At 57.0% G+C, this 15,773-nt stretch carries 17 protein-coding genes; 8 read left to right on the top strand and 9 right to left on the bottom strand.

Going from position 1 to position 15,773, the window contains the following annotated elements:
* Window positions 1-99: 99 nt before the first annotated feature.
* From K0H79_RS17905 to K0H79_RS17925, 5 genes are all read left to right on the top strand, one after another.
* Window positions 100-1,620: an aldehyde dehydrogenase family protein gene (locus tag K0H79_RS17905; protein ID WP_220076731.1), complete on the top strand. Its 1,521-nt coding sequence runs from the start codon at window positions 100-102 to the stop codon at window positions 1,618-1,620.
* A gap of 150 nt (window positions 1,621-1,770) precedes the next feature.
* Window positions 1,771-2,826, top strand: a complete 1,056-nt coding sequence (locus K0H79_RS17910; protein ID WP_220076732.1) for an XdhC family protein — start codon at window positions 1,771-1,773, stop codon at window positions 2,824-2,826.
* Window positions 2,823-3,434, top strand: coding sequence for a nucleotidyltransferase family protein (locus tag K0H79_RS17915; RefSeq protein ID WP_220076733.1), 612 nt, complete (start codon window positions 2,823-2,825; stop codon window positions 3,432-3,434). The genes K0H79_RS17910 and K0H79_RS17915 overlap by 4 nt, the downstream gene beginning before the upstream one ends.
* 3 nt (window positions 3,435-3,437) lie before the next feature.
* A complete protein-coding gene (locus tag K0H79_RS17920) occupies window positions 3,438-3,893 on the top strand; it encodes a (2Fe-2S)-binding protein (RefSeq protein ID WP_220076734.1) in 456 nt (151 codons plus the stop codon).
* Complete coding sequence (locus K0H79_RS17925) at window positions 3,890-6,142, top strand: molybdopterin cofactor-binding domain-containing protein (protein WP_220076735.1); 2,253 nt, start codon at window positions 3,890-3,892, stop codon at window positions 6,140-6,142. The genes K0H79_RS17920 and K0H79_RS17925 overlap by 4 nt, the downstream gene beginning before the upstream one ends.
* A gap of 110 nt (window positions 6,143-6,252) precedes the next feature.
* Here the strand turns inward: K0H79_RS17925 and K0H79_RS17930 are convergent, their stop codons facing one another.
* Window positions 6,253-6,513: a hypothetical protein gene (locus tag K0H79_RS17930; protein WP_220076736.1), complete on the bottom strand. Its 261-nt coding sequence runs from the start codon at window positions 6,511-6,513 to the stop codon at window positions 6,253-6,255.
* Between the two features lie 78 nt (window positions 6,514-6,591).
* Here K0H79_RS17930 and trmL point away from each other — a divergent pair, with 78 nt between their 5' ends.
* Entirely contained in the window at window positions 6,592-7,056 is a 465-nt protein-coding gene (trmL, locus tag K0H79_RS17935) for a tRNA (uridine(34)/cytosine(34)/5-carboxymethylaminomethyluridine(34)-2'-O)-methyltransferase TrmL (RefSeq protein WP_220066003.1), read from the top strand.
* A gap of 6 nt (window positions 7,057-7,062) precedes the next feature.
* On the opposite strand, the gene K0H79_RS17940 is transcribed toward trmL, so the two are convergent.
* From K0H79_RS17940 to K0H79_RS17975, 8 genes are all read right to left on the bottom strand, one after another.
* Window positions 7,063-7,623 (bottom strand): hypothetical protein, encoded by a 561-nt coding sequence (locus K0H79_RS17940; RefSeq protein ID WP_258405429.1) that lies wholly within the window; start codon window positions 7,621-7,623, stop codon window positions 7,063-7,065.
* Window positions 7,583-8,158 carry a hypothetical protein gene (locus K0H79_RS17945; protein ID WP_220066005.1) on the bottom strand — a complete coding sequence of 192 codons (576 nt, stop codon included), beginning with the start codon at window positions 8,156-8,158 and terminating at the stop codon, window positions 7,583-7,585. The genes K0H79_RS17940 and K0H79_RS17945 overlap by 41 nt, the downstream gene beginning before the upstream one ends.
* Window positions 8,159-8,323: 165 nt before the next feature.
* A complete protein-coding gene (locus K0H79_RS17950) occupies window positions 8,324-9,745 on the bottom strand; it encodes a pitrilysin family protein (protein ID WP_220076737.1) in 1,422 nt (473 codons plus the stop codon).
* Complete coding sequence (locus K0H79_RS17955) at window positions 9,742-11,073, bottom strand: pitrilysin family protein (RefSeq protein ID WP_220066007.1); 1,332 nt, start codon at window positions 11,071-11,073, stop codon at window positions 9,742-9,744. Before K0H79_RS17955 ends, K0H79_RS17950 begins: the two co-directional genes overlap by 4 nt.
* Before the next feature lie 198 nt (window positions 11,074-11,271).
* Window positions 11,272-11,913, bottom strand: coding sequence for a class I SAM-dependent methyltransferase (locus tag K0H79_RS17960; protein ID WP_220076738.1), 642 nt, complete (start codon window positions 11,911-11,913; stop codon window positions 11,272-11,274).
* Window positions 11,910-12,254: a hypothetical protein gene (locus K0H79_RS17965; protein WP_408733358.1), complete on the bottom strand. Its 345-nt coding sequence runs from the start codon at window positions 12,252-12,254 to the stop codon at window positions 11,910-11,912. Before K0H79_RS17965 ends, K0H79_RS17960 begins: the two co-directional genes overlap by 4 nt.
* 101 nt (window positions 12,255-12,355) lie before the next feature.
* Window positions 12,356-12,937 (bottom strand): tRNA-uridine aminocarboxypropyltransferase, encoded by a 582-nt coding sequence (locus tag K0H79_RS17970; RefSeq protein WP_258405430.1) that lies wholly within the window; start codon window positions 12,935-12,937, stop codon window positions 12,356-12,358.
* Between the two features lie 138 nt (window positions 12,938-13,075).
* Window positions 13,076-14,278, bottom strand: coding sequence for a multidrug effflux MFS transporter (locus K0H79_RS17975; RefSeq protein ID WP_220066011.1), 1,203 nt, complete (start codon window positions 14,276-14,278; stop codon window positions 13,076-13,078).
* Window positions 14,279-14,387: 109 nt separating this feature from the next.
* Here K0H79_RS17975 and K0H79_RS17980 point away from each other — a divergent pair, with 109 nt between their 5' ends.
* Window positions 14,388-15,368: a LysR family transcriptional regulator gene (locus K0H79_RS17980; protein WP_220066012.1), complete on the top strand. Its 981-nt coding sequence runs from the start codon at window positions 14,388-14,390 to the stop codon at window positions 15,366-15,368.
* 69 nt (window positions 15,369-15,437) lie between these two features.
* The gene (locus K0H79_RS17985; protein WP_220066013.1) at window positions 15,438-15,773 is read left to right on the top strand and encodes a hypothetical protein; all 336 of its coding nucleotides are present in this window, start codon (window positions 15,438-15,440) and stop codon (window positions 15,771-15,773) included.

Genomic DNA, 15,773 nt, shown 5'->3' on the forward strand with positions numbered 1-15,773 from the left:
CCCATCCTTTGCGATAGAGGTTGTTCACCGACGGGCCGATTGCACCGTCGGAACAATCACAACAACAAGACACTCTCAACAGCAAAAAAGGACAAGCAGATGATTTACAGCGCTCCGGGCACAGCGGGTGCCATCGCTTCATTCAAGGCCAGATACGACAACTTTATTGGCGGCAAGTGGGTGCCCCCCGTGGGTGGCGAGTACTTTGATAACGTCTCGCCTGTGGATGGCAAGGTATTCTGTCAGGCGGCCCGCTCAGACTATCGCGACATCGAACTCGCCCTTGATGCCGCCCATGCCGCCAAAGACAGCTGGGGCAAAACCTCGGTCACCGAGCGCAGCAATCTGCTTTTGAAAATCGCCGACCGGGTCGAGCAGCATCTGGAACGCCTCGCCGTGGTGGAAACCTGGGAAAACGGCAAAGCGGTGCGCGAAACCCTGAACGCCGACCTGCCGCTGTTTGTTGACCACTTCCGCTATTTCGCCGGTTGTATCCGCGCCCAGGAAGGCAGCGCAGCAGATCTTGATGCCAATACCGTGAGCTACCACTTCCCCGAGCCTTTGGGCGTGGTCGGGCAAATCATTCCCTGGAACTTCCCACTGCTGATGGCGGCCTGGAAAATCGCCCCGGCGTTGGCGGCGGGTAACTGCGTCGTGCTCAAGCCTGCCGAACAAACACCGGCCTCCATCATGGTGCTTCTGGAAACCATCGAAGATCTGCTGCCCTCCGGCGTACTCAACGTGGTCAATGGATTTGGCGCCGAAGCAGGCGCAGCCCTCGCCACCAGCAAACGCATCGCCAAACTGGCCTTTACCGGCTCCACCGAAGTGGGCAATCATATCCTCAAGTGCGCCGCCGAAAACCTCATTCCGTCCACGGTGGAACTTGGGGGCAAGTCTCCCAACATCTACTTTGCCGATGTGATGAGCCACGAAGACAACTACCTCGACAAGGCCATCGAGGGGATGTTGCTGGCCTTCTTCAACCAGGGCGAAGTGTGCACCTGCCCAAGCCGGGTATTGGTGCAGGAGTCCATCTACGATGCCTTTATCGAAAAGGTACTCGCCCGCGCCAAGACCATACGTCAGGGCAGCCCGCTGGATACTGACACCCAGGTGGGTGCACAGGCGTCCCGCGAGCAGTACGACAAGATCCTGGGCTATCTGGACATTGGCCGTGCCGAAGGCGCCAAGGTGTTGATGGGCGGCGAAATCAACCTGCAGGATGGCCCCGAAAAAGGCGGCTACTACATCCAGCCCACCATCCTCAAGGGCCACAACAAGATGCGGGTGTTCCAGGAAGAAATCTTTGGCCCCGTGGTATCGGTGACCACCTTCAAGGACGAAGCCGAAGCACTGGCCATTGCCAACGACACCCAATATGGCCTTGGCGCCGGTGTCTGGACCCGGGATATGAATCTCGCCCAGCGCATGGGCCGCGGCATTCAGGCCGGACGGGTGTGGATTAACTGCTACCACGCCTACCCTGCCCACGCCGCCTTTGGTGGCTATAAAAAGTCGGGCATTGGCCGCGAGACCCACAAGATGATGCTGTCGCACTACCAGAACACCAAAAACCTGCTGGTGAGCTTCGACACCAATCCGCTGGGCTTCTTCTAAACTTAACCTGCCTTCTCAAAACCCCGACCCCGGTCGGGGTTTTGTTTATGGGAGCCACACGAGAGAAACATTTGGCAAAACTTAAGCGCCTTCTAAATTGGGGCACCTTTTGCTAGTTTAAAACTTTACGCCAAAAGGATGCAGGGACAGATGGCCAACCGTTTGGATTCACTCTTGGATGCCTGGCGCAGCGACCCGGATGCCGACTGGGTGCTGGCGGTGATTGCCTCGGTGGAAGGCAGCGCCTACCGAAAATCCGGGGCCATGATGCTGTTTCACCCCTCGGGGCCAAGCCTTGGCATGTTAAGCGGCGGTTGCCTTGAGGCTGACCTTCGCCGTCAGGCCCAAAAAGCGCTGGCGGGACACTGCGCCGTGCTTGGCCGTTACGATGCCAGAGACGAAACCGACGCCAGCTACCGCCTCGGCTGCGGCGGTCTGGTGGATATACTGCTGCTGCCGTTAACCGCCGCCAATCAGCAACTGCAATTCGCCGCCATGTCAGAGGCTCTCGCCAGCGGCAACCCAGGCTTTTGGTGCCTCGAATTGCCGCAAAACCGCGCCCCTGCCGACAGTCTTCACGCCCACTTTTATCCTGAAGCCGACGCGCCTTTTCCTGCGGCCGATTTCAGCCGTCCCGGCCGCTTACTGCCCAATCCGCAAAGCGGCAGTCATCAATCAGAGCTACTGGTGGTGCCGGTCCGCCCAAGGCCACATCTGGCCATCTTCGGTGGCGGCATGGATGCCCGGCCACTGGCACAAATGGCGCGCCAGCTTGAGTGGCGCATCTCCATTGTCGACCCGCGCACCAGCTATGCCCGCCCCTGCGACTTTGAAGGCTGTGAGCTCATTAAAACCTCAGCAGATGCACTGACGCCTGACTTTCTTGCCAGCATTGATATGGCGGTGGTGATGCACCACAGCCTAGAACTCGATGCCGCTATTTTGCCCAAACTCAGTTCCTTGCCACTTCAATATTTGGCGCTCCTTGGACCGCGCCACCGGGGCGAGAAACTGTTAAACACGGCAGGCATGGGCTGGGACGATTTTTACTGCCCACCCGCAAGCCCAGCCGGAATTGATTTGGGCGGCGAGCTGCCCGCCGACATTGCCCTGTCGATACTCGCTGCATGCCAGGCAAACCTGCATGGCAAACCCAACTATCACATAAACAACCATCACAAACACAGCAATGGAGGCCTTGGATGAAACTCTTGCCAGTGCTGTTGGCCGCAGGCGGCTCGCGCCGCTTCGAAGGGGTCAAGCTCGCCATGCAGCTGCCCGGCGGCACCACCCTGCTTGGCCGTAGCTTTAATGCACTCAGCCAGGTGCGCAGTAGCTGCGACACCCACATCCTGCCGGTGCAGGTATGCCTGGGTGGCCACGCCAAGGCACTGAGGCCTCTGCTGCCTTCGGACACCACCATTATCCCCTCGCCCGACTGGCAGCTGGGGCTTGGCCACAGTATTGCCGCAGCCGCCAACGCGGCGCTTGGCACCGACGCCGATGCCTTGCTGCTGGCGCTTGCGGATCATGCGCTGCTGAGTGCTGAAGACTATGAGTCCCTTATTCAAAGCTGGCAGGAGTCGGGTAAAACCACTGCCTCCTGGTATCTGGATGCCCCCGGCGCACCGGCGATTTTCAACCGTGCCGACTTTGATGAGCTGACCCACCTTTGTGGCGACAGAGGCGCCAAGGGGCTTTTGAAATCATTGCAAAAACAACAACAGCTGGGATGGATGGCGCTGCCAGGCGCCAGCATTGATATAGACACCCGCGCCGATTTCGGGCGCTTTGTGAGCACAAGGAGCCAGTGAACCATGACTTCACTTAAGATCAACGGCCGTTTGTTTACTCTGGACGCCGACCCCAAAATGCCACTCTTATGGGCGCTTCGGGACCTGATGGGCTTAACCGGCACCAAATATGGCTGCGGCGCGGGGCTTTGCGGCGCCTGCACTGTGCATGTGGACGGCGAGCCAATGCGCGCCTGCCTCACCAGTATCCAAAGCCTGGAAGGCAAATCGGTGACCACCATCGAGGGCCTCGCTGACGACAAGCTCAAAGACAGTTGGCGCCGCCACAAGGTGCCCCAGTGCGGCTTTTGTCAGGCGGGCCAGTTGATGTCGGCAGCAGTGCTGGTGAGCAAGCATCCTGCCCCCAGCGACAGCCAGATTGACGAAGCCATGGCAGGCAACCTTTGCCGCTGCGGCACCTACACCCGCATCCGCGCCGCCATCAAGGACTATCAGGGCAAGCAGGAGGCCAAGTCATGAGCAAGTTTACTGCCATTGAAAACTTCAGCCGCCGCGATGTGCTCAAGCTGTTTGGCGCCTCTGGTGGCGCCCTGATGCTGGGGGCCTCAGGCCTCGGCTGGAGCCCCATGCTGGCGGCGCAAACCGCCGCCTTTGGCGAAGAGCAGCGCCTCAACCTCTTTATCGCCATCGGCGAAGACAACAGGGTGTACCTCACCTGCCACCGCTCGGAAATGGGCCAGGGCATACGCACCGGCATTCCGCAGGTACTGGCTGACGAGCTGGAAGCCGACTGGGACAAGGTGGTGGTGGTACAGGGCCTGGCCGACAAGCGCTATGGCAGCCAGAACACCGACGGCAGCCGCAGTATCCGCAAGGGCTTCGACAAGATGCGCGAGATGGGTGCCATGGCAAGACACATGCTGGAGCAAGCCGCCGCCGAACGCTGGCAGGTGCCCGTGACTGAGGTCTACGCCAAGGCCCATGCGGTGCATCACAAAGGCAGCGACAAGCGCTTAAGCTACGGTGAGCTCGCCATGGCCGCCGCCAAGCTGCCGCTGCCGGATGCCAAAACTCTCACCCTCAAAACCCCTGACCAATTCACCCAAATCGGCAAGGGTCACACCATTGTCGATATGGACGATATGCTGGGTGGCCGTGCCATTTATGGCGCCGACAACCGTCCCGAAGGCTTGGTGTATGCGGTGATTGCCCGCCCGCCGGTGTTTGGCAGCGCGCTCGAGTCCATGGACGACAGCGCCGCCCGCAAGGTGGCAGGGGTGCTGGATATAGTCCCTCTTCCAATCCCCAAGGGCGCACCGGCATTTCAGCCGCTCGGCGGCGTCGCCGTGGTGGCCAGTAATACCTGGAGCGCGCTGGAAGGCAGAAAAGCCCTCAAACTCAGCTGGAGCAAAAGCGCCAACGACAGCCATAACAGCAAGTCGTATCTCGATACCCTTAAACAAAGGGTGCGGGAGCCCGCCAAGGTCGCCCGCGAGCTTGGCAGCCAGCCTGCTAACTGGCCAGAGGACAAGATGTTCAGCGCCACTTACACAGTGCCCTATCTCGCCCACGCGCCCATGGAGCCTCCGGCGGTGATTGCCAGCGTCGATAAAAACGGCTGCGAGCTGTGGGCCAGCAGCCAAACGCCCCAAAGCACTCAGCAGAATGTGGCCGGTATGCTGGGTATCGATGAAGACAAGGTGAAGGTAAACGTCACCCTGCTCGGCGGCGGTTTCGGCCGCAAATCCAAGCCGGATTTCAGCGTCGAAGCGGCGTTTATTTCCAGCAAAATAAACAAGCCGGTGCTGGTGCAATGGAGCCGTGAAGATGAGCTGAGAAACGGCTACCTGCACGCCATCAGCGCCCAGTACTACCAGGCCTGTATTGACGATAAAGGCAAGGTGCAGGCGATATTGTCGCGCACCGCCTTCCCCTCCATCGGCAGCACCTTTGACAGTGCTGTGGATACCCCGCAGCCGTTCGAGCTGGACCTGGGTTTTACCGATATCCCCTGGGATATCAGTGCCGTGCGCTGCGAAGCCGTCAAGGCCGAAACCCACACCCGCATCGGCTGGTTAAGGTCGGTGAGTAACATTCAACACGGCTTTGGGGTGGGCAGCTTTGTGGACGAGCTCGCCATTGCCAATGGAAAATCCTGCACCGCCCAGTGGCGGGAACTGCTCGGCAAGGCGCGGGTTGAAAACTTTGCCAATCAAGGCTTTGAATATGGCAACTATGGTGAAGATCAGGGCCGTCATCCGGTGGATGTGGGCCGCTACCTTAAGCTGATTGACCGCGCCGAAGCGCTGATGGCACAAAAACCAGCGGGTAAAAACGAAGGCTGGGGCTTTGCCATTCACCGCAGCTTTGTTGCCTATGCCGCCGTGGCCATCAAGGTGCGGCTCGAAGGTGACAAGCTCACTGTGGTGGACGCCATCGCGCTGATGGATGCAGGTACTGTGGTGAACCCGGACCGGGTGGCCGCGCAGATGGAAGGTGCGGTGATGTTTGGCTTAAGCCTTGCGCTCTTTGGCGAAATCGATTTCGACCAGGGCGCCGTGACCCAGTCAAACTTCCACGACTACCCGCTACTCAGGCTGCCACACTGCCCGCCGATTGCTACTGAGATCATCGCCTCCAGTGCTGTACCTGGCGGTGTGGGGGAACCCGGCGTGCCGCCTGTGGCCCCGGCCCTTGCCAATGCCATAGTAGCCGCTGGCGGCGCGCGTTACCGCGAACTGCCGCTGTCGAAGCACCTTAAAATCTGATGACGTTCAAGGTATTGGCAGCTTGATGATAAGTTGCTAACGGCACAAAAAGATGAGGCGGATAAGTGATTATCACTTTTCCGCCTCTGTTATTTGCCAGCTTGGCGAGATTACTTTTGGGTGCGATTACGGATGCTTTCAGTCAGTGCATCCGTCTCGGCCTGACGCTCGGTGCGGCACTTGGCAATATCATCGGGATGGCCATTTTTACAGGGATCTGCCCCGGCAATGGCCCGCGGAAGATTCAGGGCGACTTCGGCAGGTGATGCCTTGCCATCTCTTTCATCTTCATAACTTTTTGGCAAGTCGACCCAATCCGAAGACGAGCATCCTTGCAGCAGTACGACCAGAATAAGCAGTGGCGCTTTCATTATTAAAATCCATTCTAATGATTGATTAATCCGAGTTTTGCTATACTCGACGCTCTTTTGGACTGCCGCAACCGCTTTATGTTCCACATCGCCCTCTATGAACCCGAAATCGCCCCCAACACGGGCAATATTATTCGCCTGTGCGCCAACAATGGCTGCGAACTGCACCTGATTGAACCTTTGGGGTTTGATTTGGAAGAGAAAAAGTTGCGCCGTGCCGGGCTGGATTACAGTGATATGACCCGGGTAACCCGCCATAAGGACTTCCCGAGCTTCCTTGAAGCCATGGCCGGGCGGCGCATTCTGGCCTGCACCACCAAGGGCAGCCGCCCCCACTCAGAGCTGACTTACCAAGCCGGTGATGTGCTCTTGTTTGGCCCCGAGAGCCGTGGTCTGCCCATGGACATTATCAACTCGGTACCCACAGAGCAGCGTCTGCGCATTCCCATGGTGGAGTCGAGCCGCAGCCTCAATCTGTCCAATGCCGTGGCCATTATCAGCTACGAAGCCTGGCGTCAGCAGGGTTTTGGCGGTGCCCGTTAATCCACCTCAGTTAACCTGACGGCCTTCACTCGTAGTTAAGGCCGGTAACGGCTGTAAGGATAACCCGCGGTAGAGCATGTACTGCTCAATATCATCGTCGAGAAATCGGGCTTGTTGCAGCCACTGCCAACCCTGGTCTTTAGGTTCAAACAACAGCTGGATCAGGGCAGGACGCTCATTCACCACCCCTTCACCCAGCAGTGAGTAGCCGCCGCCGCGACGATAAAGACTGAACGCCTGCCCCTTGTCTTCGCTAACACCATTGAAGTAAGTCAGCAGGACTCTGTCTCCCTGACGGCGAAACCACCAGGTTTCACTGTTGGAAAATCGTGCCCCACGGCTGACGCTGAAGATAAGCTGCTGGCGATCGGCGCTGCATATGGCCTGGGTGGTCAACGGCTTTGGCACCTCACCGGGACGGGCACCCGTGCCCTGCCACTGTCCGGCGAGGCTGGCGCACCAATCGGCAAAGGGCATCTCTGCCGCGGCCAGCGGCAGCAACGCAGACAAGCCAAGGAGAGCAGAGTTAAAAGAGTTCGATATCGTCTTTGCGGTAAAGATGTTCATCCCGATACAGCGCCAAGGCTTCATGAAGTGGCATCCCCTGGAGCACAAGATCGAACATTTTACGTTCACATTCAAGGGAGTATGTGGATTTAATCTGTTTTTGTACCCGTAGCCATTCCTCACCCTGCAATCGTTTTTTATCGTCACAGAGCAGATCCTCCGTGAGAGCAAGCCCAGTCACCACATGCTGCAGCCGCTGGGACAGGCGGTCGTAAAATTGGAAGGCCACCACACCCTTGTCGATTTCGGTTTCGAGCATAATGCCGTGCTTGATAATGTCTTTTGGCGTATCGGGTTGATTGGCCAGATAAAGATTTACCTGCCGCAAGTGCGACGCCATGTCGGTAAACTGTTGTCCCAAACCGGTGACATTGTATTCCCCGTCCGTGAGGGTCAGTTCTATCTGGGCCATGGAAAGCAGTAACAATTTGACCGTTTCCTGCACATGCAACCAGTCGTCCTCTCCCAGCAAGGCCGCCTCCAGGCTTTCCATAGACAGCGAATCTTCATCTTGGGCATGTTCTTGATTTTTCATGGCCTTATTCCATTCCCTCTTGGTCTGGACTGAATTCCGGCCGCATTCTGGCTGCAGCCGCCATCTCGAAATTAAGTGTAGAACAGATAACCGTCTTCGCTTCACCACGCTGAAAATGAAAAGGGCCTGCAACAGCAGGCCCTTTTTCTTTGTAGGGATTCGGTGTTAACCGCCGAACCCTACATCCTTGATGTTCACCTGGGTGACTTCACCGTATTTGGCGGCGATAGGTGCCACCTTGGCGGCATTGCCAATCAGCACAAACTGCAGCTTGTCTTTGGGGAAGTAGGTGTTGATCAGTCGCTGGGTTTCTTCCAGGGTCAGGCTGTCGACTTTACGTTCGAAGTCATTGATATAGCTGTTATCAAAGCCATAGAGGTACATGTCTGACAAAAGCCCGGCCAGCTGGCCGCTGGTTTCAAACTTAGGCGGGAACTGCCCCTTCACATAGGCCTTGGCCGAATCCAGCGTTGCCTGATCGATCCCCTGCTCCCACAGACGGGCGTAGGTTTTCAGCGCGAGGTCGATGGCCGCTTCCGTGGTGTCGGTTTTGGTGAAAGTGCTTATCTGAAACAGACCACTGTCGCGGTAAGAGGCAAAGCCGGAGCGGGCACCATAGGTCAGACCGGCATTCACACGCAGCTCGTCATTGAGCCAGGAGGTAAAGCGGCCACCCAGAATGGTGTTCACCACGGTTAAGCCCACAGCGTCCGGGTTGTCTTCAGAAATACCCATACCACCAATCAGGAAGGTGGTTTCCATGGCGTCTGGCTTGTCCACCAAGAGCACCCGGCTCTTTTCCAGCACCGGCAGACCTTGTTTCAAGGATTGCTGCTGGGGAGCTGCATCTGAGCGCCATTCACCAAAGGTGCGCTTCAGCTGCGCCTTCATGTCGGCCACATCAAAATCACCCACCACGGAAATGGAGGTATTACCGGGCTGATAGAAACCGGTATAGAAGGCACGAACCTGTGGCAGGGTAAGGGCGGCGACAGACTCACTGTTGCCACCGCTGGCATTGCCATAGGGATGCTCACCGTACACCAATTTACCGAAGTAATTACCTACCACGGCTCTTGGGCTTTCCTTGGCCTGAATCAGCCCACCCACTTCGCGCTGCTTAAGTTTGTCGAATTCGGTGGCATCGAAGTCGGGGCGCAGCAGCACATCGGCAAACAGCGGCAGCATGGTGTCCAGATCCTTGGCCATGAATTTGGCACTGATATAGCTGCCTTCCTTACCGGCTTCGGCACTTAAACTGGCGCCCAAAAAATCCACCTGGTTTTCGATATCACGCTTGGACTTGCCGGCGCTGCCAAGCATCAGGCCTTCGGCCGTCAAAGCAGAGATACCGGCACTGGTGTCGTTCACCGCTCCGGCACGTACCACGGCGTTTACTGTAATCAGCGGCACTTCTTTTTGCTGCATCAAAAACACCGTCAGCCCGTTATCCAGAGTCACCTTTTCATAGGAGGGCAACTGAAAGGCGGCGGCAGCGGGTTCCTGAGTACGCTTAACGTCCTGGGTAGCGGCGCAGCCGGCCAGGGCGAGCGCTGCCACAATCAACAGAGGTCTATATTGCATCATTTGTCCATTTCCTCCTCGGCAGACAGCACGGCAACGCTGCGGTTGGCCCGTTTCAGATAGGTTTGCGCCACGCGCTGAATGTCGGCGGTGCTGACCTTGTTGTAGGCCTCGGGGGCATTGAACAACTTATCAAAGCTGCCAAAGAAGAGTTCGTAGGTACCCAGGGTATTGGCTTTACCGTTAATGGTTTCCATGGTGCGGTAAAAGTCCATCAACTTGATGTTTTTGATTTTTTCAAGCTCTTGCTCGGTTACACCCTCGGCGGCGATGCGATTGGTTTGGGCAATCAGCTCCTGTTCCAGCGCATCGGCCTTCACCCCGGGTGCGCCCACGGCGTAGAGGTAAAAGAGGTTGGGGTCGAACGACATCGGGAAATAAGTATCGGCTTCCAACGCCAACTGGCTGTCGACCATGGATTGATACAGGCGCGAGCTGTTACCGGCACTCAAAATGCCCGCCAGCAGTTCCAGGGCATAGTAGTCTTCATGGGAGGTAGCCGGAACATGGTAAGCCATCATCACATTGGGCGTGCTGGCAGAAGGCTTGTGAATAAAGGTTCTGCGCTCACCCTTTTGCAGCGGCTCCACGGTTTTCACTTCGCGGGGCGGCGCCTGGGCAGGAATTGGGGCGAAATACTTGTTTGCCAGAGATTTTACCTCAGCCAGTTTCACATCACCGGCAATCACCACCACGGCATTGTTGGGGGCATAGTAAGTCTTGTGATACTGCACCAGGTCGTCCAGCGTCCAGGCGGCAATATCTGACTCGTGGCCAATCACGGGCCAGCTGTAGGGATGGGCACGGAAAGCCACACCTTTAAGCTCTTCCATCAGGGCTCGGATGTTGGAGTTTTCAAGACCGGTGCTGCGCTCAGAAGTCACCACGCCGCGCTCGCTCTCAACCATGTCGGCATTGATGTCCAGGTCGGCGATGCGGTCGGCTTCCAGGTCGAAAATGGTTTCAAGACCGGAAGCTGGGAACCAGTCGGTGTACACAGTCAGGTTTTCGGTGGTGTAAGCGTTGTTGGCGCCACCGGCGGCTTCCATGGTGCGGTCAAACATCTTGGGACCGTACTTTTTCGAGCCGTTAAACATCATGTGCTCGAAGAAGTGGGAGATACCGGTAAGACCCGGGGCTTCGTTGCGCGAGCCCACTTTCCAGAACAGATACATGTTGGCATTGGGGATGGAAGCATCTTCCAGCACCATGATTTTCATGCCGTTATCCAGAGTAAAACTCTTGATATCGGCGGCAGTGGTGGCCTGGCTCATCATGGGGGCCATTGCCAGCCCCATTGCCAGAGCCAGGGCTGATAGCGTTCGCTTCATCTCGCTTCCTGCTCCAAGTGGTTAAATGGTGTATTACTTTGGTTAATCCGCCATTTAAAAGCAATTTCCCCAACGCCAGCAAGGGAGGACAGAAAGATTGAGGTTTAAAAATTGTAAATGAAAGTGATACCGGCTGACTGACGCTATCCTGACAATGCCGCAGGCTCGCCTACTGTCACGGCAAAACGCAGTGCCCTGTCAGTTTGAAGTGCGTAAAAACACCACGTCTTTATCGACTATCTCCAGTGTCCAGCCGCGCTCGGCCGCTATCCAGGCGAAGGTTTCATCGGAGTAGAAATTGATATGAGTGGGGTCGTTTTTATAGTGCCAGCGGCTAAAGGCTTCGGCCGAGAGTACCCGCTTGGTCATGATGGCGAGCAGCGCACCCGGTGCCAACAGGTTTGAAAGCTCATCCAGCAAGGCGCGGGCATCGGCCACGTGCTCAATGACTTCGGTGAGGGTCACACATTGATACCGGGCTGCCAGAACGGCGCGGTCAGGGAAGTAATAGAGATCGTACGCGGCAAACTCAAACCCTTGCTCACCGGCCATTTTGGCGAGCAGGGCACCAGCGCCGCAGCCATAATCCAGGCCTTTGTCGCCGGGGGTAAGACGTGGCATCAAGGGGGTGAGGGTGCGGCTTAAAAAGCTGCGATAACCCGGGCTGTCTTCACCATTGTCGTGTTTGTCGTACTCGGCCTTTTCCTCTTCAGCGCTTAAATGAAAAGGCGCAGGCACCTGCACCAGGGCACAGCAGCGGCAGCGGTAATAGGGGCGACGGCGGTCTTCGGCAAACAGATACAAGTCGTTGCCACCACACAGGGAACAGGAAAAACTCATGGTTTGGGGATCTTGCGCTCTTTCTTGGCCGCTTCTTTGGCTTCCCGAAGGTATTTTTGCTCGCGAGTTTCACGTTCATCGAACTGGGCTGCGGCCTTCTCGCGCTGGCTATCTTCCCACTCGCCCTGTTGCTGACGCTTAAGCACATCGGCCTCACGGCTTGAGGTCTCGGACGCGGCGGCGCGGGCCTTTTCCAGCTGCTCGGTCTCGGTTTTCTGCGCCTGTTCGCGGGCCTTATCGGCCTTCATCACCAACCGTGGTTTGCTATCGTCGGCGGCCTGCAGTGGGGCTGCCAGGGCAGTGGCTACCCAGAGGGCAAGCGGCAGTTTTGATAATGTCATACACATCCTTCCCTTGGAGTTTCGCGCAGCTTATTGTCCGGCCAGCAGGCGGTGAGCGCAACTAAAAAGAGGCTTTCACCGAGTAGTGACGCGTAAAACACTCATCTGTCAGTTTCGCTTTCAGAGTCAGCCAAATACCTTTGCCGCACCGCCTCCGGCATGGCCTCAAGGCGCCTGCTTATCATGGCATCAAAACACTGAAGCATTGGGCCGGTATCCAGTTCGGGTTCCAGGCATTCCAATGCACAGGCCGCTGCTTCCAGGGTGGACAGACTGTCACTGCGACTGGCTTTACGGATCCGATACGCCGATGGCGTATCCGGCGTGAAAGACAACTTGGGTAACCCATGCAGCCAGGGGTTGAGGTGATACATTTTCAACGCCTTGCGCCAGGTACCATCCAAGAGCAACAGCACTCTGGAGTCCGGCTGGCCGCCAGTCGATGAAGGACTGAATTCCTCTCCTTCATCCGCCGGATATACCAAGACAGGCGCTAAATTCTCCACTTCAAGCTGTTGTCGCAGCGCTGCAAAATCCGCCTCAGACTCGCCAACAAATATCCTGGCGGTGTCTAGGATAAGCGGCAGCAGTCGAGCGCTGTTTTTCCCATGCTCCACTTCCGATGGATGCTGCAGCACCCAAACCCGGGTACGGGCAGCAACCGGCGAGATGGCATCGCACACACAGACTCTAAGCGGAAAATGGCAATTTACACAAAAATCCCGGGACACCCTGAACACCCATGGCAACACATTTTGCCCATGATAAAAAAAAGCCCGTCGCGGGGAAACCCGGACAGGCCAAAGGGTGATAACTGAGGATTAGTGAGTGGCCGGCTCCTGGTGCCAATGACCAAACCGTGGCATCAACATGATGACCAGCAGCACCAGCGCCAGGCCACCCATGGTGTAACCAATGGCATAAGGTGCGGTCAGCGGTGTCAGCTGTACCAGGGCGGTGATCACAGATGCACCACTCATTTGAATAAAGCCCAGCAGCGCAGTGGCAGTACCGGCACGCTCACCGAAGGGCGCCAGCGCCATACTGGTTGCAGGACCAAGCAGCAGCGCAAAGCCCACACACAGCAGCATCATAGGCAACATAAAAGCAAAAGACGCGGCCATGGGTGATGCCCATTCAGGCAGTTGCAACACCAGCTCCAGCACGGATGCCAATATCATTAGCACCAACGCCACCAACACGGTTGGACGGTTCCCCAACTTACGGATCACCACTGGCGCTGCAAAACAGGCCACCACGTTCACCACGGCATTCAGACCGAAGAGCCCGGAAAACGCCAGTTCAGATACGCCCAGCTTACCAATCAGCCAAATGGACGAATAAGAAACGTAGCAAAGGATCGCGGCCATGGCGGCCATGCAGGTCACGGCATAAAACATGAAATGGCTGTTCTTGAGCACCGGGGCGTAACGTCCCCAGCGGTACAGAGGGCCGGTGGACTCGGTATGGGCAGGACGGGTTTCCGGCAAACGGTAACCCACTACCAACAGCATCACCAACCCATAGAAGGCCATAAAGGCAAAGGTCGAACGCCAGCCAAACTGAATAGCCAACAGGCCACCGAGGGTGGGTGCCAGCGCCGGGATCACGCAGATGGCACCATTGAGGTAACTGTAGATACGGGCGCTGTCGGACGGACTGTAGCTGTCACGCACGGCGCTGAACGCCACGATGGACGTAGAACAGGCGGCAAGCCCCTGAAGCAGGCGGGCCAGTTGCAGCAATTCAAACTCCAGGGCGGCCATGGCAAGCAGACTGCTGATTACGTAGAGCACTGTGCCGAACAGAGCCACCGGACGACGACCGTAGCGGTCGGCCAGGGGGCCAATCAATACCTGCCCCACCCCCATGGCGAACAAAAACAGCACCAGAGTCGACTGCACCTGCCGTTCATCCACGCTGAAGTCCAGCGCCATGGCAGGCATAGAAGGCAGATAGATGTCGATGGCCAGCGGGCTTAACAGCACCAGAGACATCAAAATAGGCAGCAGATTTCGTTGCATGAAAAAGTCACAGATAAGGAAATAAAAATGATAGGCGAAGTTTACTCCTGCCATGGTATGAACAGAAATGGTATAAAATACTTTTAAAAATTCCCTTCTGGAATATCACATGCAACTGGACAAGCTGACACGCATCGACCTCAATCTGCTGGTGGTACTGCAGGTACTACTGGAAGAACAAAGCGTCACCCGCGCCGCCGTGCGCCTGAATCTCAGTCAGTCGGCCCTGTCCAAGAGCCTGAGCCGACTGCGGGAAACCCTGGGCGATCCGCTGTTTTCCCGCACGGCCCACGGGCTGAAACCCACGGCCCATGCCCTGGCCCTGGCCGAGCGGCTGCCGGGGGTGTTGCAGGCGCTCAATCAGTTGGTGATGCCTCCCAGTTTCGATCCTGCCAGCAGTACCCGCACCTTCAGCTTTGCCATGGTGGAAAGTGCGTACGAGACACTGATCCCCGGCTTTATCGGCCCGCTGCTTTCCATGGCACCGGGTCTGCGGCTCAACTCCTATGTGTGGAACGAAAAATCCATCAGCGATCTTCAGCTGGGGCAGATTGATTTTGGGATAGACGGTATCGATTTGCAGCCCGAAGCCAACTTTCGAATCGACAGCCTGCCGGAAGGTATTTGCCATCAAACGCTCTACCAGGACCAACAAATTTGCCTGGTGCGCCAGGGACACCCGGCCATGGCACTGCTTGGGGAAGGAAAATGGGATCTCAACACTTACCTGGAGTTGGCCCATGTGCAGGTGCGCTGCGAAGGCAACGACTGGTGGGCGCTGGATTACTATCTGGCGACTCAGGGCAAGCAGCGGCACCTGTGCGCCACCGTGCCCGATTTTTATGGCGCCGCCAGTGTCTGCGCCAATACCGATCTGGTGTTCACCCTGCCGCAAAGCTTTGCGCGCCATGCCTCCAAGCTCTACGCACTGGAGATGCTGCCATTGCCCTTTGACTTTATGCCTCTGGCCTATGTGCTCTTGTGGCACCAGCGAAATGACGGCGATCCCGGCCACAGATGGATACGCGAGCTTATCATCCAAAGCGCCCGTAAAAGCTTTGGTGAGAAGCTTAAATGGACGCAAGATTAACCATATTTCACGTGATTATGGTGCACATTTTACGCAGACTGTCAGCACGACATTCGCCCAGGAGGCATTATGATCTACAGTCAATTCCACACTCCCCCCTTGCGTGAGCGCTTCAGCGGATTCCGCGGGCTGGCCATGTTTATCGCAGGATTTGTGGTGCTGGGTCTCAGCCTGGTGATGCTGCCCTTTGTCTTATTGGCAGGCGCCGTGGCCTTTGCACTACTCAGTGTGTTTGGCCGGGTTTGGCTGGGTAAATTGCAGCGCCAGGCTCAGCAAGCCCAGGCTGCACAGCAATCCCAGAGCACCGTCGATGGGGAAGAAGCATTTGTTCGCTTTCGTGACCGAGACCTATTCCGCCCGCGCCCCCATCAGGGACGCACCTTCGAACACGATCCGACCGAGTAA

The organism is Shewanella sp. FJAT-52076 (assembly GCF_019457455.1).
Classification (GTDB): domain Bacteria; phylum Pseudomonadota; class Gammaproteobacteria; order Enterobacterales; family Shewanellaceae; genus Shewanella; species Shewanella zhangzhouensis.